This is a genomic window from Lyngbya aestuarii BL J (assembly GCF_000478195.2).
Lineage (GTDB): Bacteria > Cyanobacteriota > Cyanobacteriia > Cyanobacteriales > Microcoleaceae > Capilliphycus > Capilliphycus aestuarii.
Window position 1 is genome coordinate 1 of record NZ_AUZM01000045.1, and the last position, 22177, is coordinate 22177.

The 22177-nt window shown below is 43.0% G+C and carries 19 protein-coding genes; 13 read left to right on the top strand and 6 right to left on the bottom strand.

The window, feature by feature from the left end; genetic code table 11:
* From M595_RS17910 to rpsU, 3 genes are all read left to right on the top strand, one after another.
* Nucleotides 1–3995: Ig-like domain-containing protein (locus tag M595_RS17910; RefSeq protein WP_152983593.1), on the top strand; the 3995-nt coding region annotated here is incomplete at its 5' end.
* 98 nt (nucleotides 3996–4093) lie between these two features.
* Nucleotides 4094–4279 (top strand): hypothetical protein, encoded by a 186-nt coding sequence (locus tag M595_RS17915; RefSeq protein WP_071809945.1) that lies wholly within the window; start codon nucleotides 4094–4096, stop codon nucleotides 4277–4279.
* Nucleotides 4280–5154: 875 nt separating this feature from the next.
* Complete coding sequence (gene rpsU, locus M595_RS17920) at nucleotides 5155–5352, top strand: 30S ribosomal protein S21 (RefSeq protein ID WP_040484307.1); 198 nt, start codon at nucleotides 5155–5157, stop codon at nucleotides 5350–5352.
* A gap of 85 nt (nucleotides 5353–5437) precedes the next feature.
* Here the strand turns inward: rpsU and radA are convergent, their stop codons facing one another.
* Nucleotides 5438–7132 (bottom strand): DNA repair protein RadA, encoded by a 1695-nt coding sequence (radA, locus tag M595_RS17925; RefSeq protein ID WP_023067794.1) that lies wholly within the window; start codon nucleotides 7130–7132, stop codon nucleotides 5438–5440.
* Between the two features lie 465 nt (nucleotides 7133–7597).
* Here radA and rpaB point away from each other — a divergent pair, with 465 nt between their 5' ends.
* The 5 genes from rpaB (at nucleotide 7598) to M595_RS17950 (ending at nucleotide 10417) form a co-directional block, all read left to right on the top strand.
* On the top strand, nucleotides 7598–8329 hold the full coding sequence (gene rpaB, locus M595_RS17930; protein ID WP_023067828.1) for a response regulator transcription factor RpaB: 732 nt from the start codon (nucleotides 7598–7600) through the stop codon (nucleotides 8327–8329).
* 87 nt (nucleotides 8330–8416) lie between these two features.
* Nucleotides 8417–9070 (top strand): cofactor assembly of complex C subunit B, encoded by a 654-nt coding sequence (locus M595_RS17935; RefSeq protein ID WP_023067827.1) that lies wholly within the window; start codon nucleotides 8417–8419, stop codon nucleotides 9068–9070.
* A 27-nt stretch (nucleotides 9071–9097) separates the two neighbouring features.
* Entirely contained in the window at nucleotides 9098–9619 is a 522-nt protein-coding gene (locus tag M595_RS17940; RefSeq protein WP_023067817.1) for a DUF456 domain-containing protein, read from the top strand.
* Nucleotides 9620–9684: 65 nt separating this feature from the next.
* Nucleotides 9685–10086 carry a hypothetical protein gene (locus tag M595_RS17945; protein ID WP_023067793.1) on the top strand — a complete coding sequence of 134 codons (402 nt, stop codon included), beginning with the start codon at nucleotides 9685–9687 and terminating at the stop codon, nucleotides 10084–10086.
* Nucleotides 10076–10417, top strand: a complete 342-nt coding sequence (locus M595_RS17950; protein WP_023067799.1) for a hypothetical protein — start codon at nucleotides 10076–10078, stop codon at nucleotides 10415–10417. The genes M595_RS17945 and M595_RS17950 overlap by 11 nt, the downstream gene beginning before the upstream one ends.
* Nucleotides 10418–10498: 81 nt before the next feature.
* Here the strand turns inward: M595_RS17950 and M595_RS17955 are convergent, their stop codons facing one another.
* Complete coding sequence (locus M595_RS17955; protein WP_238987096.1) at nucleotides 10499–13027, bottom strand: CHAT domain-containing protein; 2529 nt, start codon at nucleotides 13025–13027, stop codon at nucleotides 10499–10501.
* 515 nt (nucleotides 13028–13542) lie between these two features.
* Nucleotides 13543–14640 (bottom strand): dTDP-glucose 4,6-dehydratase, encoded by a 1098-nt coding sequence (gene rfbB / locus M595_RS17965; RefSeq protein WP_052001805.1) that lies wholly within the window; start codon nucleotides 14638–14640, stop codon nucleotides 13543–13545.
* Nucleotides 14641–14870: 230 nt separating this feature from the next.
* On the opposite strand from rfbB, the gene M595_RS17970 reads away from it, so the two are divergent.
* From M595_RS17970 to M595_RS17990, 5 genes are all read left to right on the top strand, one after another.
* A complete protein-coding gene (locus M595_RS17970) occupies nucleotides 14871–16670 on the top strand; it encodes a CapA family protein (protein ID WP_040484302.1) in 1800 nt (599 codons plus the stop codon).
* Between the two features lie 83 nt (nucleotides 16671–16753).
* A complete protein-coding gene (locus M595_RS17975; protein ID WP_023067815.1) occupies nucleotides 16754–17191 on the top strand; it encodes a hypothetical protein in 438 nt (145 codons plus the stop codon).
* 202 nt (nucleotides 17192–17393) lie between these two features.
* The gene (gene rplU / locus M595_RS17980; protein ID WP_023067789.1) at nucleotides 17394–17828 is read left to right on the top strand and encodes a 50S ribosomal protein L21; all 435 of its coding nucleotides are present in this window, start codon (nucleotides 17394–17396) and stop codon (nucleotides 17826–17828) included.
* Nucleotides 17829–17917: 89 nt separating this feature from the next.
* Nucleotides 17918–18217 (top strand): 50S ribosomal protein L27, encoded by a 300-nt coding sequence (rpmA, locus tag M595_RS17985; protein ID WP_023067803.1) that lies wholly within the window; start codon nucleotides 17918–17920, stop codon nucleotides 18215–18217.
* A gap of 781 nt (nucleotides 18218–18998) precedes the next feature.
* Nucleotides 18999–19499, top strand: coding sequence for a GNAT family N-acetyltransferase (locus tag M595_RS17990; RefSeq protein WP_023067798.1), 501 nt, complete (start codon nucleotides 18999–19001; stop codon nucleotides 19497–19499).
* A gap of 37 nt (nucleotides 19500–19536) precedes the next feature.
* Here M595_RS17990 and M595_RS17995 read toward each other — a convergent pair whose 3' ends face one another.
* The 3 genes from M595_RS17995 to prmC all read right to left on the bottom strand — a co-directional run bounded on the left by M595_RS17995 (nucleotide 19537) and on the right by prmC (nucleotide 22122).
* Nucleotides 19537–20517, bottom strand: coding sequence for a sensor histidine kinase (locus M595_RS17995; protein WP_023067787.1), 981 nt, complete (start codon nucleotides 20515–20517; stop codon nucleotides 19537–19539).
* Between the two features lie 24 nt (nucleotides 20518–20541).
* Nucleotides 20542–21141, bottom strand: a complete 600-nt coding sequence (locus M595_RS18000) for an L-threonylcarbamoyladenylate synthase (RefSeq protein ID WP_023067790.1) — start codon at nucleotides 21139–21141, stop codon at nucleotides 20542–20544.
* 66 nt (nucleotides 21142–21207) lie between these two features.
* Nucleotides 21208–22122, bottom strand: a complete 915-nt coding sequence (prmC, locus tag M595_RS18005; RefSeq protein WP_040484303.1) for a peptide chain release factor N(5)-glutamine methyltransferase — start codon at nucleotides 22120–22122, stop codon at nucleotides 21208–21210.
* Nucleotides 22123–22177 lie beyond the last annotated feature (55 nt).

Genomic DNA, 22177 nt, shown 5'->3' on the forward strand with positions numbered 1-22177 from the left:
GGGTCGATCAAAATCAAGATCCAAACGCCGAACCTGACAGACGCCAAATTATTTGGTACGAACTAGCCCCCAATAGCACTAACACAAACGTTAACTTAGCCCCCGAGCTAGCCGTACCTACCATTAACGGTCCGGCGATGGAAACGGCTTTGTTTAGTGAATTTATTAACCGGGGTACAGATAATATTTTCGCAAATCAAGGCAATCAGGATGGAAATGTCAATAATATTGAACGGGTTGACTATATTTCTACATCAGGTTTACCGTTTCCTCAAAATCAAGAGGATCTAGATGGTATTGGTTTCCTTATTTTAGAGCGGGGAGGTAATGATCCGTTCAAAATAGCAGCGATTACTGCCATTGACGAGCAAGGGAATCCGACTGCATATGGGGATTTGCTCTCTTTTCCCAATAATGGTGCTGATTGGGGTATATCTGATACTAGATTTAGAGTGGTCGTTCTGCGTCAAGAAGAAGGTGAAGAAGATCTTGCCCCGACAATAGTACCCCGACTAAATGACCCGGACGCCAACATTCAAAATATTGCGGGTATTTTTGTTAGCTACGAAGATTTATTGGGTGCTAATCCTACGAGTGAGGCGTTTTTTGGGTATTCTCTGTTTCCGCCGGATATTGACGCAACAAACGACTTAGTTGGACTGAGTGACTTTCCTCTAGACACCTCCGATCAACAAGGCGATGAGGCTCGGCGAGGAGGTCTAGATTTGGTGGGAGGGGGTGTTGTTTATCGAGCATCGGGGGTTAATGTTCCCCCGGAAGCTGCCGATGACACCGCAACAATAAATTCGGGAGAGACAGAAGTTTCTATTCCGGTTTTAGATAATGACATTGACCGCGATGATAGCCCAGATCCATTAAGTATTGTTTCTGGTGATATTACAGATCCAGATAACGGTACTGCGGTTCTCAACAATAACGGTACACCCGATGACACGACCGATGATGTCATTGACTATACGCCCAATCCAGGATTTAGTGGCACTGATACTTTTGAATACACCATTACTGATGGTGCTGATACTGCCACTGCAACGGTAACTGTTACCGTTAATGCTGTACCCAACGTTCCTCCAAATGCGGTAGATGATCCGGCTACAACTGATGCCGCAACACTGGTTTCTGTCGATGTTCTAGCTAACGACTCCGACCCAGATGACGGCCCAGACCCCTTAAGTATTGCTGATATTACAGATCCAGATAACGGTACTGCGGTTCTCAACAATAACGGTACACCCGCAGACACGACCGATGATTTAGTTGACTATACACCCAATGAAGGGTTTAGTGGTACTGAGACTTTTGAATACACCACTACCGACGGTGAGGATACCGATACAGCAACAGTTACAGTTACCGTTAATCCTCCACCTTCCCAACCCGTAAGCGGTACGATCTTTATCGACAACAACCTCAATAATACCCTTGACCTCGATGAGGGATTGGGTAATATTACCGTTAACTTAGTTGATGGTGATGGCAATGTTGTCGCAACCATCGAAACTGATACCGATGGAAATTACCAATTTAATGATGTTGTTCCGGGTGACTACACCGTTGAAGTTGATACTGAAGATCCAGATCTTCGTGAAGGCGCAACCCTAGAAACAGCTAGCACTCCTGTCACTGTTGCAGACCAACCCATAACAGATATTAACTTTGGTTTCCTCCCGGCTAATGAACCTCCGGTTGCGGGGGATGTAACTGCTGAAACCCGGTTCAACTCTCCAACTGATCCCTTTCCTCTCGATATTACCGATCCCGATAACAACGAAGATTTAACCACCATTGACCTTGACCCGACAACTCCAGAATTTGAAACCACTCGGGAAGTTCCAGACCAAGGAACATTTACAGTTGAAATTGTTGAGAACGAACCTCTTGTTACCTTTACACCCGCCCAAGGATTTTTGGGTTCAGCAGACCCAGTAGAAATCAACTACACAGTCCAAGATACTCGCGGTACAATTTCAGAACCTGCGGGTACAATTTCAGTTACCGTTAACCCCAATCAACCCCCTGTCGCTAACAACGTTCAAAGTGGCCAGATTTTAAACGTTAGCTCGATTCCTCTGCCCCTGTCTCCAGCAGATTTCAATGATCCTGACGGTACGGTAGAGATTGTCAGCCTAACACTACCCCCTTCTGAACAAGGATTTTTGTTGTTGGATGGTGTAGCAGTTACAGATGCAACTCAGGTAGAAAATTTAACTCCCGATCAACTTGAGAACCTGACCTTCAAGCCGAATCTGAGCTTTAGCGGAAATACTGTTTTCACCTATACCGTTACTGACAATGATCAGGCAATCTCCAATGTTGCAAATATAACCATTCCGGTTATTCCCTTATCTGTTCCGAGTTTTCCCCAAACTCCCGATCCGATTACAAATTTACCTCCAGAAGCCCAAGACCTAACCGAAACTATTACCAATGATGGTACAACTGCTGAGATCCCTCAACTCCCGGCTATTGATCCTGATGGGACTGTTGAATCTTTTAATATCGTTGAACTTCCCTCCAATGGAACCTTATTTCTCGATGGTGAAGAAGTTACTGACCTCGATCAAGTTCAAAACCTCACCCCCGAACAAGCTGGACAACTGGGTTTTCAACCTGATCCGAACTTTATTGGCGAAACTAGCTTCACGTTCACAGCAACAGATAATGAGGGTGCGCTTTCCAATGTAGGAACGGTACAGTTTATCGTTGAAGAAGATGCGGTCTTTCCACCCAATGAACCCGTTGATGATGGCGGTTGTGACTGTCCTCCATTACCCGAATTTGGGGCGCTTGATTTCCCAGACCGTCCCGATGCGGTTCCCAATCCTTCAGACATGGATCAGCCGATTATTGGTTCACAAGCCGATGAAATTTTCCGAGGAACCGTGATCGATGACACGCTTTTTCCTGTCAGTGAAAATGCTGTGATTGTTGGCGATCAGGGAAATGATACGGTTTTTGGAAGTGATAGCGATCAACTGATTTTTGGCGATCAGGGAAATGATTCTCTATTTGGAGAACAGGGTAACGATACGATTATCGGTACTGATGGTTCTGGTATTTCTGTTGGAGATGTCATTGAACAAGATATTATTTATGGCAACGAGGGTAACGATTTACTCCAAGGTGGCCCTGGAAATGACACGATCTTCAGTGGAGAACAGGATGATTTCACTTACGGGGGTCAAGATCGCGATATCATCTTGGGAGATTTAGGCAATGATACCCTCTACGGCGATCAGGGTGATGACTCAATGTTGGGTGACACCGTAGATGAAGATGAGATTGAACCGTCACGGGGTCTTGATGGGGTAATTGACTTGATGTGGGGCGGTGCTGGCGATGACTCAATGAATGGGGGTCGCGGTAATGATACCCTCGGTGGAGGTGTTGGAAATGATGACGTTCGTGGGGGGAAAGAAGACGATCTCGTTTACGGTGAAGTTGGAAATGACCTGCTTTACGGCGATTTAGGCAATGACCAGGTTTGTGGGGATGAGGGTAATGATACTCTCTTTGGGGATATCAACGACAATGAAACGTTTAGTGATACTCCCGGAGAAGATACGCTGTGTGGTGGGAGTGGCAACGATATTCTCTATGGAAATCAAGACCAAGATCGCCTCTGTGGAGGAACCGATAACGATACCCTCTATGGCGGTTTAGAAGAAGATACGCTTTACGGAGAACAGGGAGATGACTGGTTGATTGGGGATGAAGCTGATGATCTCCTGTTTGGAGGAAGTGGCCGCGATCGCTTTGTTCTTTTCTCTGATGAGGGTATTGATACGATTGGTGATTTCCAACTGGGTACTGATTTCATCGCTTTGGGTGGCGGTTTAACTTTTGAGGATTTAACGTTCTCTCAAGATGGCACCTCGACGATTATTAGTCTCGATGATCAACAGTTAGCAATTCTCAATACTGTACAAACGAGTGCTTTAACTGAAAGTAGTTTTACTACATTCGTTAGCTAACCTGCTATCCTAGCAACAGCGATCGCTCACGTTGGTTAGAATAATTGACTCAGAGCGATCGCTGTTTTCCTCTCTTTAATATTGACGAGGTATCTGCTGTGACTCGACCTCCATATTCGCAGAAGCAAGTTTATTCCTACATTTTTGCGATTATTACAACGATTACGTTATTAGTCTGGATTCTCAGAGGTCTAGAGGTCTTGGCTTTTTTACCGGGGGTTGTGATTTGGATACTACTGATGTTATCGATCGCAATGGGAGTTCTCCGTCAGGTCAGCCGATAGGAAAATGCCATGATCGGCTAATCTACCAAGATATAGATGAACATTGACTCTTTGCGATAGTATTATAGTTATAGGTAATATTGAAATCTATCCTCAGAGGTGAGGTATTATCGCCTAAAATTTAATAATAACTGCTCTGGGGTCAATATCGACGATTGGAGGAAAACTTCTCAATCCCCGTTGACCAGACTATGAATGTACTCTGAGGGATAAAAGATTGGAAGCTAATCTTCTCTGAGATGATCAGATTGGTATTTGACTTGACCCCGCAGAAAAACCTAACTTCTGACTCAAAGTTGTTTGGGTGTAAATCAGGTAACAAGTTGTCAGCTATTACTAATAAAAGTAATGAAGTCAATAGAACTCATCAATGCCTTCGCTATTCTTGAAAAGGGTTTAGAAGTTCTAAGTATTGAGTAGAACAAGGGTTAGGGAATGCTGACCCAGAAAACAGTACCCAAGGGCTGAAGCGAAACAATAGAAGAACTGGGAACGCTTAAAGAGAGTTCCACTGGTGTAGATCAAGGAAAACTTGATGTAATCAGTGATGTCCACGAATCAAGCACAACAATCTTTCGTTTCTAGCAGGGAAAGTTTGTCAAAATTGTGGACTCATTGACCTGATAGTTGTAGTTTCCGGTATAATCAGCTTCTTGAAGCCCATCTTGAAATTGTTTCTGGACTCGCTGAAGTTAGTTCAAGAGTGAGATGATCAGTTTTCCAGATCGACGACGAAGGAATGACTCAGCTTTTTAGAGAACAGAAACATTTCTACTTAACTTCGCTATAAAACTCAAACAGGAACCCACAACCGTAGGTTCTAAAAAGACTTGAGTCAACAATTAAGTGTAGTTTTAGAAGAGAAAGGAGAAACAATGACCCAAGTGATCCTGGGTGAAAATGAACAACTCGAATCAGCACTACGTCGCTTTAAGCGTGAAGTTTCAAAAGCGGGTATCTTAGCAGACGTAAGAAAGAAGCGTCACTTTGAAACCCCTCCCGAAAAGCGTAAACGTAAAGCCATTGCTAACCAGCGTCAGAGACGGGCTATGCGTAAAAAGAGGGCGTTTTAAAGAGATCACAACTGAATAATTTTTAGTTTTTCTGATCCCCTTGTTATTCTGCTAGAGAAGATGAGGGGTAGTTTGTTGTTTGTCCCTAAAAATCGGGGACTTCGGAGTGATCCACGGGAGAAGAACTCATCTCAGAAGAACTTGCAGGAGTTGGACTTCCCATTGTTGCGGGTTGAGAAGGGATAGATGCAATAATCGCATCCAACACCTTACCAACAGGAATAATTTGCATCCCTAAATCCGCTGGATTTTGACCTTTCGGAATAATCGCCCGTTTAAAGCCTAATTTCGCGGCTTCTCGTAGACGTAACTCCAATTGAGAAACAGGTCGAACTTGACCTCCTAATCCCACTTCTCCGAGTAAAATGGTTCGGGGATCAACCATGCGATCGCGAAAACTCGCTACAATGGCGATCGCAATTCCCAAGTCTGCTGCGGGTTCTTCGACTTTCAAGCCTCCGACTGAAGCCACATAAGCATCTAACTTCGACAAAGGAATTCCAACCCGTTTCTCCAAAACCGCTAAAATTTGTAGTAAACGACTACTATCAACCCCAGTCGCCGCCCGACGTGCAGACCCAAAACTGGCTGGACTCACCAACGCTTGTAACTCCACGACAATTGGACGAGTCCCCTCCATTGAGACAACAGTAGAGGTTCCGGGTGCAAATTCTTCTCGATTTCCTAAGAATAATTCCGATGGGTTAAGAACTTCCATTAACCCATCGGCAACCATTTCAAAAACCCCGATTTCGTGAGTCGCTCCAAAGCGATTTTTCATTGAACGAAGTAAGCGATGAGAGGCAAATCTATCCCCCTCAAAATACAAGACTGTATCGACTAAATGTTCTAAAACTCTCGGCCCTGCTAATGCCCCATCTTTGGTCACATGACCGACAACAAATAAGGTAATATTCTCTCGTTTGGCAACTTGCATCAAAGCTGAAGTACATTCTCGAACTTGAGCAACAGAACCGGGTGCAGAAGTTAAACTGGAAAAGAATATCGTTTGAATACTATCAATAATTGCTAATTGAGGTTTAAGAGATTCTAATTCTCTCAAAATCATTTCTAAATCTGTTTCAGGAAGAAGATATAATTCTGGTTCTGTTTCTTCTTGTTTCTCAGGAGAGGAATGACCCTGATTTCCATTTGTTTTTTCAGGTTTTTCAGGCGGAGAGGAGCGCATTTTGGATTTCTGAGACTTTAATTCTTCTGTAAACGGATCACCTTCACGATCAGGGTTTGGCAAGGAAGATTCTTGCAGTTCCGAGTCGCCATTGTAAAAGTCTACATCTTCGGGTTTAGGCCCGACTCCCAAACGTTGCGATCGCAATTTCACCTGTTGTCCAGATTCTTCGGCAGAAACATACAAAACCCGAGTTCTTTGAGACAGAGTATTCGCTACCTGTAACAGTAAAGTTGATTTTCCAATTCCCGGTTCTCCCCCAATTAAAACTAAAGAACCCGGTACAATTCCGCCCCCTAAGACCCGATCCAGTTCTCCATATCCCGAAGACATTCTAGACTGAGTTTGATCCGCAATTTGAGAGAGTTTAAAAGAAGATCGAGGTTGTCCTTTCGAGGACGAATTCACAGAAGTGGCATCTTGATCTTCGTTTAAGCTACTCCAACTAAATCGCTGTAGAGAAGGTGAAGTTTGGGTTTCAATTTGTTCTTCTAAAGAGTTCCAAGCGTGACAACTCGGACATCTGCCAAAATATTGAGGAAATTCGGCTCCACATTCGTGACAAACATATTGAATTCGCTGCTTTGGCATTGCTTAAAATCAATTGATGTAGACAGGTTGAACGTTCAAGTTTAAAATGGACTCGATCTTCACACAATCGCAAATCAATCAGACGGGGGCTATTTGTGAAGTCCATTAATCGAGACTGAAAAGCAATAACTCCTGCTCAAAGCTGAGTTCAAGGATAAAAAGAATCTAAAGTTCTCGTCGCTTCTAATTTTACCGGGAAATCCAACTCTCTAGTTATTTGTTCCTAGACTCGATGAGCAGATGGGGTTTGTGCTGGCTATACCCTTAAGCTAAGTTACACTGAGAGAATTCTTGCAGGTTCTATTAATGATAGGGTAAAAAAATCAACATATTTGTCAAACAAAGTGTGATTACACGACAATCTACTCTGTTGTAGACTTGAGTTTCCGTTTTCACGGTGAGCGAGTCTGGGTAGGGTTCTATCAAAAAAGCCGCTGAATGTAACAAAGGGATTGGTGAAGTCAATTGGAAAATCATAAAGAAAAAATACTGGTTGTTGATGATGAAGCAAGTATCCGTCGGATTCTAGAGACTCGTCTCTCGATGATTGGTTATGATGTGGTGACTGCCGCTGATGGAGAAGAAGCTTTAGAGACTTTTCGCAAAACAGAACCCGATTTGGTGGTTTTGGATGTGATGATGCCTAAACTAGATGGTTATGGGGTCTGTCAAGAGTTACGAAAAGAATCGGATATTCCCATCATTATGCTAACGGCTTTGGGAGATGTCGCGGATCGGATTACGGGACTTGAATTAGGGGCTGATGATTATGTTGTCAAACCCTTTTCTCCGAAAGAACTAGAGGCGAGAATTCGCTCGGTATTACGTCGGATTGACAAAGATGGGGCTTCTGGGATTCCCAGTTCAGGAGTCATCCAAGTTACCACGATTAGAATTGACACGAACAAACGTCAAGTCTACAAGGGCGATGAACGGATTCGTCTGACGGGAATGGAGTTTAGTCTTTTGGAGTTGTTGGTTAGTCGTTCGGGTGAACCGTTTTCCCGCTCGGAAATTTTACAGGAAGTTTGGGGATATACCCCTGAACGTCATGTCGATACGCGGGTTGTGGATGTTCACATCTCTCGCTTGAGAGCCAAATTAGAAGAAGACCCCAGTAATCCCGAATTGATTCTGACTGCACGAGGTACGGGTTATCTGTTTCAACGTATTATAGAACCAGGAGAAGTCGGATAATCATAGATTGAACCGCAGGATATCGGAGAAATTTCTGGCTCAACTATCGATTAATGGGATTCTTCTGTGTTACTGATCACGGAAAAGATGGCTAAATCTGACCCCAATCGAGTGTTAAGACTTCTGCCGATAGTCGCGGGCGGATTGGGAGGGACGTTGTTGTTGGTGAATCGTATTCTCACCCCGCAGATATTGGCCTCACAAGCGCGTTCTGATGCATTAGGAGTTATTTTGAGTGCCGTCCTGATTTTGACGGGCTTACTGTGGCAACAAGTTCAACCCAAACCTCCCGATACTGTTGATTTGATTGGGGAAACTGGATTTGAGTTTCAACCTGATTTGTCTGATGTGGTGAAAACGGAATTGGCTTGGGCTACTCATCTGCTATTAACGAATACGGTCACTCGCTCAGTTGTTGTTTATTATCAAGGTCAAGTCTTGCTGCGACGGGGGGTTTTGGGCAAAAATCCCCAAGTTCAACCGGGGGCTATTGTGCAACGAGTTTTAAAAACACAAAAGCCTATTTATTTGGTGAAACTTGATCTTTATCCCGGACGAATTGAGTTTGATTATTTACCGGAAAATACGCAAGGAGTTATTTGTCAACCGTTAGGTGATCAAGGGGTTTTAATCTTGGGGGCGAATGCACCTCGGAGTTATACCCAACAAGATGAAAATTGGGTTGAAGGAATTGCAGATAAACTGGAAAATACCCTCGGTCAATCCTTGACTAAAAAGTAATTATTGAAATTTTAGACTTTAACCCCAATGTTAGTTTTATACTGTATTTTGGTTCTCGTGATGCTGGTCGGGATTATTGGTGCAGTGGTTCCAGCGATTCCTGGTTCTAGCTTGATTTTAGGTGCAATTTTAGTTTGGGGTGTGGTGAATGGGTTTACAGAAATCGGTTGGGCGTTAGGAACTGCGATTGCTGTATTATTATTGAGTGTTGGGGTGGATTTTCTCAGCGCTTATCTCGGCGCCCAACAAGCTGGTGCAAGCCGTTGGGGACAAATTGGGGCGATCATTGGCTTTATTGTCGGATTTTTTGGGCTTTTACCTGCTTTACCCTTGGGTGGCCCTCTTTTAGGGATAATCGTTGGGCCGTTATTGGGGGCGATGATTGGTGAGTTTCTCTATCGCAAAGACTTAGAATTTAACGCTAGAATTAAGCTGGCATTTCGGGCTGCAATTGGTATTGTTGTCGGAACGCTGGTGGGTAATCTAATTCAAGGAATTTTAGCGCTGGCTTGTGTGATTGTTTTTTTAGTCACAACCTGGCCGTTCTAACGGTGTTCTCAACACTTGAAGGCTCAGAATAATTAACTTTAGATTAAGTCAAACTTTGTCGTTTAATGGATATTGTTGTAGAATCAACAGAGGCTTTTAAACAAGACCTCACCGCTTTTAGTGAGTCAGAACAATCAGTCATTCTTGAACAAATTCAGCAAGGTATACCTCTATGTTTTGAAGACCAAACTTTTAAAAAAAGACGTCTTCATCAATTTTATACCTTTAATCTTCCTCATGGTTCGGGTTCCTCTCTCTATTCTTTTATTGTAAATTATCGAATTCGAGTCGTTTTAACCTGGGATGATGATCCGATTTTTGAGCGAACCCTAATCACCTTATTTCGAGTCGTTGAGAGTCAGACAATTGCTGAAGTTTATCAACAAGTCGGCGAACAAATTTATCAGCCTATTTTAAAAAGTGAAACTCTAACTTTAGCCAAGCCAGTCATTACTCATGATTCCTGAAAATAATCCTCCCGCAATTATTGATCACTTGGGAATAATTCGTCAAGCGTTTCAGCGTTTACCCGATGAACTGAAGTTGCATTTTCTGGCGATTTTAGCTGAACTCGAAAATCCCGACTGTTATCAGAAAAAACGTTTTCCTCAAGCCAATTTAAAACGAGTTTTAGGAACTCAACTCCCGCTTTATACCGCCAATATTGATGTCCGGGGCGACTGGAAACTCTACCTTTATTATGCGGAGGGAAAACTCTATCTCAAGGAACTAACCTGTTCTCAAAAAACTCCATCTTCAGATTCTTTATCTGAGATCATAGAATTGAATGAGTTTTAGTTTCTGTTTCTATTGGGTTATCTCTACTCCGTCTATGAATTCTTCTAAAAGTGAAAATATAGACAAAAGACAGAAAGAAGGTTAAGAATGAGAAAGTCCGGTTTTCCATTCTCCCTGAAACACAAACGGCGCCCAATAATAGGGAGAATTATAATTATTTGATTGAATCATTTCTAACTGAGTTTCTCGCATTGCTTTAGCCGGATTTGAATCCGTTTCTAATATTTTTCGATAATAATTTTGCATTAATTCTGAAGTTGAATCATCAGCAACCGCCCACAAACTCACCACAATTCGTTCGGCACCCGCATACATAAATCCCCTCGTTAAACTCACCAATCCTTCACCCCGAATATCCTGACCAATTCCCGTTTGACACGCACTTAATACTACCAAATCGGCCGAAAGGGTTAAGTTAAAAATATCACTCAATTGTAAAAAACCCGGTTTTTGAGTTCCCGTTTCATCGTAGAGAGAAAACACCAATCCTGATAATTCCGGTTGAGTTTCATTTAACAGTCCGTGGGTGGCAAAGTGAACGATTTGATATTGAGATAAATTAGCATCAGTTGCAGTTTGACGGTTGGCATTAAAATCTAAGGATAATTGTTCTAAATTGTCGGGAACTAACGCTAAAATCGCTTCCGCCTCTTGTCGAGTATATTGCAAACGACCAAAATATTTACCCAAAAAATCATCAATAGATTGTCTTAAGACGATTTTATTAACATCATTTGTTTCGGTTTTTGTTGATGATGAAATTTGAAAACGGGGGTCATTTTGTTCAAAAACAGGGTCAGCAATAACAGCGACTTTTTTCGGGGCGGGTGTTCGTCCTTGAACTTGTTCTCTCAGAATTGCCAAACTAGAAGCGGAAGGTAATGTGATAATTTCGTTCTGGACAATTAACGGTGTGTAACCCCCCTCAGTTCCCCCTAAAAGGAGGGAAGAATTATCTGTTTTTTGACCCCCCTCGCCTTCGTTTAAAGTTAGTTTAGCCCCCCTAGCCCCCCAAGTTTGAGATAGCCCCCCTTTGTCCCCCCAACTTTGGGGGGAAATTTCCAATTCTCCCATTTTTCCAAGTTCAAAGTCCCCCATTATTGGGGGATTTAGGGGGCGATAAGTTTGAATATTCTCAGTATTGGAATTCACGGAAGTAGAGGGATTTAGAAATAGCCCCCCTTTGTCCCCCCAACTTTGGGGGGAATTAACCTTTTTAAAGTTTTCAAAGTCCCACATTTTTAGAAGTCCCCCATCTATGAAAGCCCCCATTATTGGGGGTACTCTGCGAGAAGCCCTTCGGTCTATGGGGGCAGGAGAATTTAGGGCGCTAGAAACAGGGCTAGAAATTGGTAACGCCGCAAAGGGAACGGTTTGTAAAATCCCATCCCCAACGATAACTAACCGTTTATTTCCCAACTGATTAATAACCGGAGATAATAAAATTTGACTCAACTTTTCACCCGAAGGCGGAACCACAGCTAGAGATTGAATTTCTGCTAAAAAATCTTTTGCTAACGCTTCAATTTCCTCACGTTTGGGGAGTTGATAACTTTTTACTTCCGTTGTACTGACTAACCATAAAAAACTGCGATCGCGTCCCAACGAATAAACTAATAAAACAGTTTCATCATCGAGAACTTGTTGCTGAATTTCCGAGGCGGTTAACGGTTCAGGATAGTTTAAATTGGCATATTGGGGGCTATTGCGTTTGATTTCAACTTCTAGATTTTGTAACTCACGGCGAACGGTTTCAATTTCCTGTTTTAATTCATCAAAATCTCTTTCCCCCGGATTGAGTTGTCGAGTTTGGTCTAACGCATTCAGTCGTTGCAATAAACTCTTTTCTCTTGCCAACAATTGCGGGTCAACCCCTTTTTTAATATCCGCCCCCGACTCCGCCAAAATATCTAATAAACTTCTCGCCCGACCCCGTTCGCTGGCGTGTAACGCTTTGGCATCATAACCTTGATTGGGGTTTTGTTCGTGCAACTCCATCAACAAATCAATATAAAATTCATAATAACCATAAACAGTAGAAAAGTAAGAGGTTCGTAGGTCTTGACTAATAATTTTGGTGCGGAGTTCTTCAATAATACTAATAGCTGATTCTATATCGGTTAAGGCTTCGCTGAGATTGCCTTGACTGCCTTTCAGGATGGCTAAATTCCGGAGTGTGTTAGCTTCCTCCGCAATATCGCCCACCTGTCGCGATAAAGGAAGAGATTGGTTGTAGAATTCGAGCGCCTGCTGTTTGTCTCCTAATAAATCAGAAATTCTACCCAGTCCTAACAAACTCCAAGCTTGTCCTTCCAAGTTACCCGCTTGCTGATAAAGTTGTAACGCCTTTTCCAAAACTACAATTGCCTGTTGATAAGATTCTGCTGTCCCTTGTTGAAACAGTTCAACTCCCTGTCTGTATAATCTTAATGCTTCTGCATTGGGGTCTGTTTGGGCGATAACTTCTCCGCGATGCAGGGTTATGGGTAGGGTTAACAAAGGGAAGCCCAAGTTCAACAGAAAGATGCTGTTAACGCTGAGAATAGATAGCCACTGTTGGGGTAGACGCATGGATGGGATTTCCTTACCGCAAAAACCATTTATCACCATAATATATGTCTGATGTTCGGGAGCTTATGCAAACGGGGGCGGATGGATATTTTATTTGACTTTCCTCGCCTTGTTAGTCTTCTAATATCCCTTGCCCCCTAAATCCCTCTTGGAATCCCCCTCCCGTCCCCCTTTGTAAGGGGGAAGCCAGATGTGACTTCGCTTTAATTAATATGGGGGACTTTGAAAGATTTGATAGATGAGAGACTTTGAAAATAATAATTCCCCCCCAAAGTTGACGAGCGACCCTGCGGATGAAACATCCGCCAAGGAACGCGCGAGGGAGGGGGCTGGGGGGCTATCCCAAAGTTGGCGAGCGACCCCGCGCCACCTGTGGGCGCAAGGGAACGCGCGAGAAGGGGGTATTCTGGGGGGCTTTATTTAACTTTATTCTGAAAATACTGAGTTAACTTACTATTCAAATTTTAGTTTAAACTCTAGAATGTTACCTACAGTAAAAATATCCGATCTGAGCCTAGAATTATTGAAGACTCTAGGCTAATCAGATCAATTAATTAGGAAGCATAAACCTGGCGGTAATAGCTTTGATATTCTTCCGATAAAAGCGGTTCCCACCAACTGCGATGGGTTAAAAACCAACCTACAGTTTGTCGTAATCCTTCTTCAACGGTTACTAAAGGCGCCCAACCTAACTCCGTTTGAATCTTGGTTGCATCAATCGCATAACGGCGATCATGTCCGGGTCGATCTTTTACAAAAGTAATCAACTCTTGGGAAGGTTTAACGGGTAAATGGGGAGCCAGTTCATCCATAATTCGGCACAACATCTTGACTAAATCAATATTTTTGACCTCATTATTACCACCAATATTATAAGTTTCTCCGGGTTTTCCTTGATGAATTACGGTATCTAAAGCCCGACAATGATCAAGAACATATAACCAATCGCGAACATTTTGTCCATCTCCATAAACAGGTAAAGGCTTTCCTAACAAAATATTGATACACATCAACGGAATCAATTTTTCAGGATAATGATAAGGCCCGTAATTGTTAGAACAATTGGTGATAATTGTAGGAACATTGTAGGTATGATAGTAAGCTCTCGCTAAATGATCACTACCTGCTTTCGAGGCGGAATAGGGACTATTGGGAGCGTAGGGAGTTGTTTCGGTAAACGCCGGATCATCAGCGCTGAGACTACCATACACCTCGTCGGTAGACACATGAAGAAAGCGGTAATCAGGAGGACTACTGTGATCGTTCCAATGTTGACGAAAAGCATCCAGTAGCGTAAACGAACCCACAACATTGGTTTGAATAAAGGCTCCTGGGCCTAAAATTGACCGATCAACATGGGACTCCGCTGCAAAATGAGCCACAGTGTTGATTTCTTCTTCCTGAAGTAATTTTTTAATGAGCGCACCATCACAAATATCGCCCTGAACAAAGCGAAAATGGTCTTTATCCTCTAAAGTCGCTAAATTTTGACGATTTCCAGCATAAGTCAACGCATCCAATACCACAACCCGATCTTCTGGGTAGGCGTGACACCAGTGATGAACAAAATTCGAGCCAATGAAACCTGCTCCCCCAGTCACCAACAACCGACGGGGCGAACTCACTTCACTGTTATCGTAACTGTACTGCATTGCCACAGTGATTTCCTCCCAAAAATCTGCTTGTTTATCAAAAAACTTATCGAGCAGAGATGCTCTAAACCCTGATCCTATATAACTTTGACGATTCTAACTACTCTATGTGCGTCTGGGATAGACAAATCCTGCCTTTTGAGCAATCCTTAATAAACCCCTCCATAAGTCGCCACTCAACCGTATTATTGATACAGTTTGTTTTATTTGTCGGCGTGAGGAGACTGAGTGTGAGTCAGCAAAACCTAATTAAGCTCGCCCAGCAGGGGGATTCCAGTGCAATTGCTACCTTAATTAATCAGGCATTAGCGTCCAAAGGAGTCGAAGCAAAAGCGACACGACGGGATCACCTCCTGTACATTTTACTTGAGTCCGAGGAACTGCCTAATCAATCCTCTTGCATTCGAGTGATCCAGAACGGTATGCTCCGCCTGGGAATCACTGCAATTACGCTGATCACAATTAGAGGTCAAAAAAGTAGTCAGCAATCTTTAAATTGGACTGATACGATCGCACTCCAGACTTCTGTGGCATCTGCAAAAACTTGCGTGCCGACAACAGAGAAAGAATCTGCCTTTGTGAAGGCAAAATCGATTCCCGCTCCATCCCATTTTATACCCACATCTGCTGACAAACCCAAAAAAGCCAAAAAACCTTCTTCTCGAACCGTAAAAAAACAACCTCCCCAAGCCAAAAATCAAGCGGTTTCCTTCTCTATTCCTCAACTTTCACTGTCTCGATCTGTTAAACAGTTATTGATGGCGAGTTCAATTGGGTTGATGATGGCGCCGCTTTCGGGTTGGTTTTTTACGCTTCAGCAAGATAGAATTTCTGAATTTTCTCGAACAATTTCTCAAACTTTTGCGTCAATTCCATCTCTGGTGGCTTCTGGGCTAAACGGTGTGGAACCGCCCAAATTGCCTCAACTTCCTCAATTTTCTTTTTCTGGTGCGGAATCTACATCTGTTCCTCTTTCGGTGCGTGAAGCCGAAACGCTGGCTAATCTGAATCGATTTTCGGAGTTAGCTCTGACTTCTTTACAAAATCCGATTAGTCCGGATATGCGGATTAAAATTAAAGCGGTGGGTGATATTATTCCGGGTACTAATTATCCGTCTAATAAGCTTCCCGCGAGTAAAGAATCGTTGTTTCAAGATGTTAAACCTGCGTTACAAGGGGCGGATATTGTTTTTGGGAATTTTGAAAGCACTTTAACAAATTATCCTCGCAGTGCTAAAAATATTGGTCGAGGTTTGGTTTTTGCGTTCCGAACTCCGCCCGAATATACTTCGATTTTAAAAGATGCGGGCTTTAATATTTTGAGTGTGGCGAATAATCATTCTTTTGATTTTTTTGAGGCGGGTTTTGATGATACGATTGACAATATTAATAAACTGGGAATGAAGGCGGTCGGACGCAAGGATGAAATTGTTTACCATGAAGTGAAAGGGGTAAAGTTTGCTTTTATTGGGTTTAGTTATTTTCCCGTTCATAATAATATGTTAGATTTGGAAGCGTCTAAGGCGATTGTCCAAAAGGCAGAAGCAGAAGGTGCTGATGTGATTGTGATTTCTGTTCATGCGGGGGCGGAAGGAACTGCGGCTTTGAATGTTCGCAATAAAACTGAATATTTTTATGGGGAAAATCGCGGAAATAAGGTGTTATTTGCTCGAACTTTAATTGATGCGGGTGCGGATTTGGTGTTAGGACATGGGCCTCATGTTCCTCGGGCTTTAGAACTTTATAATGGCAAATTAATTGCTTATTCTTTAGGAAATTTTATGGGCTATCGCACCTTATCGACTAAAGCTCAACTTGGATATTCTCTGGTGTTGGAAGCGGATCTTGATCCGGTGGGAAATTTCAAGGGCGGTAAAATTATTCCGATTCAACTTGATAGCAAAGGCGTTCCTTTTCGAGATAATAATTTTCGCAGTGTGGGATTAATTCGGAGTCTAACTCAAAGTAACTTTCCGGAAACGCCGTTGGAAATTGATAGCCAAGGTCAGATTCTTGTTAAATCAGATTAAAAAAACAAGCAATTGCAATCGGGGGCAGTCTGAGTTTATACTTAATGTTAACATTTTGTAAACTTTTCTTTTAATCTGCACTTATGTATCCTGAATCTTCGGTAATTGCTCCCATTTATATCTTTGTTGTCGCGACGACATTTTTTGCAGTCATGTTTGGGATAATTTTTAAAGATATGTTGGAGTATCAGGTGGCGTTGTGGACGACCAACCCGGAAGCGAACCCCAAAATTAATTACAAAACGGGTAATATTATTTTGGCTTACTCTGCAACTAGCCTCTTTGTTCTGTTCTCGGTTGCTTTCAGTTTAACGGTATTTGTACAGATTTTTTGGTTAGCATCTGCGATCGCATTTGCGGTTGTTATTCCGACTGCTTTTTTGATGTGGTTTCAACTCGGTTCAATGTTAGAACTTTGGTCTGAAAAGGGAATAGAAGCGGTTGATCTGGACTTTTTTGTTTTGAATGAACTCTCAGAAAAAGCGACTGAGCTTGATCAAGTCAAAGAAAATAAAACTTGACAAAAACCGTATAAATTGAGATAATGAGAGATTGTGTGTCTAATCCCTGCTCGGATCAGGTTGAGACATCAGCAAATGTTGGTTTTGTGTTTTTGGGTTGATCGGGTTTAACTAACCATATCCGAGGGTTTGGGTTGAAGAATCTCAGTCAACAAAGAAACACGCACCAGCTACCTGTACGGCCAAATTTAATTATAATCTCATGAGTTACGCGATTATTGAAACGGGCGGCAAGCAAATACGAGTTGAACCCGGTCGGTTTTATGATATTGAACTGCTTGCTGTGGAACCCGACGAAAAAGTGACCATCGATAAAGTATTGTTGGTTAAGCATGAAGATGATATTCATGTCGGTCAACCTTTGGTTGAAGGCGCGACGGTAGAAGGGACGGTTTTACGCCACTTTCGGGGACGCAAGGTGATTGTTTACAAGATGCGGCCGAAGAAGAAAACCCGCAAAAAACGAGGACATCGCCAGGAGATTACTCGGTTAATGATTAATACAATCTCCTTCAATGGTTCTGTATTAGCCAGTAGCAGCGAGGTACAAAAGGAAACTCCTGTACTTGCTTCTGACACTGCCGCAGAACCTCCTGTAGAGACTGAAACGGCTTCGGTCGCATCGGAAGCGGAGTAAGCGAAAAGGCTTCTAATGGGGTCGAATTGCTCAATTTTGCCCCTTAAAAGCCCATAATAATAGTAAAGTGAACTGTTGCAGAGGAAATCATGGCTCATAAGAAAGGAACAGGAAGTACCCGTAACGGTCGCGACTCTAACGCCCAACGGTTGGGTGTGAAGCGATATGGTGGTCAGGAAGTTCGTGCGGGTAGTATTTTAGTCCGTCAACGGGGTTGTAAGTTTCACCCCGGTAATAATGTTGGTATTGGTAGAGATGATACTCTGTTTGCCAAAATTGATGGAATTGTCACCTTTGAACGCAAGGGAAAAAGCCGCAAAAAAATTAGCGTGTATTCCATCCCTGAAACTGAAGCTGAACCTGTATTAGCAACGGCTGAGGCTTCCTAATCAAATTGTCTAGAAGTTTATGCTGTCTTCGGGCTATCTTTAGCCCGTTTTTTTTGTCTGCAATTGAAAAAAGAATTCTTAGATTACTCTGGCAATCTCCATATCAAAATAGTTTTAAAAGTTCTGTCAGATTAAATACTTCAGTTACTTTATTTTTGTCACCGAACTCTAGCAATATATAGTCTTGAACCTTGGGCAGATTTTTGTCAGTTTTCTACTCTGGTGTGAGTTGATGGGATTGAAAAATGGGTCAAAAGTTAAAAAATGAAATCTCCGGAAAATGTCATCAAATCACAACAAAAAAAGGCTCAAAATTTCACGAGATCCCTTGATCGTTTTGAAAAAATGTTATACATTTAACAGTATGAAGATTAAAACTGCTCTAAAGTCAACGAACTCTTGGAATCACAAAAAATTATCTGATCCATAATTTTTTCTGAACATTCCCAAGCCATCAAGAGCATAACTTCACTCCAAGCGTTTATCGTTCTACAGGTAAACTCTCGCTCCCGATCTAGTCACTGAATGTTCGTATACTTTATTGCATTTAATCGGTTTAGTCTATGTCAAGATCTACAATATTGCTAACCTCTTGAAAGGATAACAGCTCTAGTCAACAGATACAACTTTCGATCAAGCTTGTCGATGATTTTAGATTGAGTTGAATTCGTCTTTAGTCTAGTTTTTTGGACAATTGTAGATTTAGAAGCCGCAAAAGTTTCTGCATCGTTCCGGATCAAGATCAGGATCAAATTCCATCTATACAAGGAAAATCTAACCCATGAAAAGCACTGCAAAAGATTACCGTCATATCCAATTCTGTGATGATCGCTCCAAAATAGATATTAAACAACTCCAAACTTTATTTAAACTCGCTGCATTTTGGGCAAGAGAACGATGCTCAGAAGACTTAGAAATTGCAGTCGCCAACAGTAATCCCATTGTTACCGCTTGGGATGGAGAAGAAATGATTGGTTTTGCACGCGGTACTTCTGATGGTATTTATCGCGCCACCATTTGGGATGTGGTGATTCATCCTGATTATCAAGGCGGTGGACTCGGACGGAAATTAGTACAAACGGTTTTAAGTCATCCCTTAATGTGTCGAGTTGAACGGGTTTATCTAATGACCACTCATCAACAAAAATTTTATGAGCGGATTGGCTTTGAATATAACCAAAGTACCACGATGGTTTTATATAATCAGCCGATGGAAAGTTTACCCCGAACTGAACAAAATAGTGCCAATCAAACGGCAAATGCAGTGAGTATTAGCAGATGAGTTTTGATTTTTGTCAATCCTGTTTGGGTTGAATTGATCACGCTAAAGGGAGTGAACATTGAGTCCGAGTAAAATTAGAATCCTCTCCCTCTGTCGGGATGGCAACAACTTCTAAAGATCCGTTCATCAATGCCATCAGGGTTTGATTCATTAACAACCGCATTCCCGGCGATAATTGATGATCGTCAGTTGAAGAAACAGAAGTCAAAGCTGTTTCTAGAGGAGACTTTTCTAAAGTAAACTGAAGTAAATCCCAAGACTCACTCCAGGCGCTCACCGGACGTTGATCATCAACCCAAACATAAATCAATTTTGACTCAGGGGCTGTCTCGCAAGAGATGATCACAGTTCCATGTTCCATTTGAGCGATCGCTGTATCCACCAGACTTAATAAAACTTGTGTAAGTCGAGGTCTATCTGCCAAAACTTTAACTTGAGTGTCAGGCATTTGAAACTTGAGGCGAATACTGTGGTTAGCGGCTTGCAGATGAGTTAAATCCTCAACTTCTTCAAGGATCTCACTCAAAGAAAGCGGTTGGATATTCATCTTTTCCGTGCCATGATCCGTCTTGGCAACGTGGATAATTTCATCGAGTTGTTCGACAAATTTTAAAGCTGAAAGATAGGCTTGCTGAATAAACTCTTTTTCTTCTTCGGGACTTTCACACAAATCCGACAAAATCAACTGAAGTGTGCCAATCATACTATTAATCGGCGATCGCAATTCGTGGGAAGTCCGAGCCAGAAACCCTGCCTTAAACTGACTCATCTCCAGCGCCATCCGATAAGCCAATTGAGTCTGTTTTAATTGATCCGAAATTTGGTACAACTGTTCAGAAGACGTGAGGGGTTCGGGTTGGGCGTTGAATTTTGACCGCAGCACGCGGTCATCGGCAAGCCCCGCCTTTTCAAGGCGGGGAACCGATGACGGTTTTTCCGCCTTGTTCGGCAACATTTCCTTGACTCCCCAACCTAAGCCTAGCCCCACTGCCAAATACAGAAATTCACTCCAACCCATGAGCTTAGTATCTCTTGCTAAGTTTTATTGAAATTTTAACCTGATTGCCCCTTGTCGTAAGATATTCCAACTCCCGTCTCGATTCCACTTGATTACGGTCGAGGGAACACGAGAGACTTCTGGTAGAACTTTCAACTCACCAGGATCAAGGGTGAACACTTGGGGAAACTGTACCTCAATTTCAGCCATGGTCAGTAACGGGGGCTGACCCGATAAATTGGCGCTCGTCGTCGCCAGTGGCCCGGTGCGTTGGAGAATCGCGCGAGACATCTCAGCGTTAGGTATCCGCAAACCAATCGTTGTCGGATCACTCGGGTTCATTGCTCGGGGAACTTTCTCACTCGCAGGTAAAACTAACGTTAAGGCTCCCGGCCAATACTGACGAGCCATTTGACTCCAAACTTGCAACTCCTCAACAGTCCCTTGCACAAACGGCCAAAGTGACTCCGGTGTTGCTCCCATCAAAATTAAGGGTTTATCCGCAGATCGTTGTTTGAGTTGAAAAATCAACTCCGCTTGTTGGGGTTGAACCGCCAACGCAGGTACGGTATCGGTGGGAAAACTCACCACCTGATCCCCTGAAATTGCGGCTTCAACGAGGGTATCCAAAGAAACTTGTACCATTGCTCCGTGTTTACAGTCGTGAGGTTTTAGACGTTGAGATCTCCCAATCTCCCCGTCAATTCAGTCTTACTGACGTCTGGCGAGGACAAATCGTTCAATTCCGGCCAAATCTACAATTTGTTCAATTTGAGTGTAACAGCCTTGATCATGGAGCAGTTGAACCACCTGTTCTCCTTGTCCGGCCATCATTTCCACTAGCCAAACCCCTCCAGAATGCAAATAAGCGGGCGCAGTTTTCACTAAATGCTCAATACACTCTAACCCCGATTCTCCACCGTCTAGGGCTAAATGAGGTTCATGTCGAGCGACCTCCGGTTGTAAGGTCGAAAGCATTGCGGTGGGAATATAAGGCGGATTAGAGACCATCCCACTGACATGACCCGGCAAAAAATCTAAGGGTTCCCACCATTTGCCTTGATAAAACTCAATTCGGTCTGCAAACCCCAAATCTTGAGCATTTTTTTGAGCGATCGCCAAAGCTTCTCGACTACAATCAACGGCATGAATAGAAGCCTCTGTTAAAACGGACGCTAATCCTAAAGCAATCGCTCCACTCCCGGTTCCCAAGTCTACCCAGTGTCCCTGTTGGAGATTGTGATCGCAGATCTGAGATTGACGTTGAATCAATGCAACCACTAAATCAATGATCAATTCTGTTTCGGGTCTAGGAATCAGAACCGCAGGAGAAACCGTCAGTCCAAAATGACGCCAACCCGCTACCCCGGTGAGATATTGCAGCGGAACTCGTTGCTTTATACGTCGCTCCCACAACTGCATCAATTCAGGCCAAGGAAGGCGTAAGTTGATCTCGGGTTGATGTTTAAACGATCCCAAACGGAGGGTGAGGCGATCTAACCCCACCCATTCCTGTAACAACCCGTCTACTTCCCTGGGGGAAATATCGGCCTCTTTGGCTTCTGCTTTTGCCTTTTGTGACCATTCCCAAAGTTGTTGACCTGTGATCACGGCATTCTCTTTCATACTGAAAACTTGCGCGTGTTGCTGACTTAACCGTTGATCTCGATTAAGCTTTCGA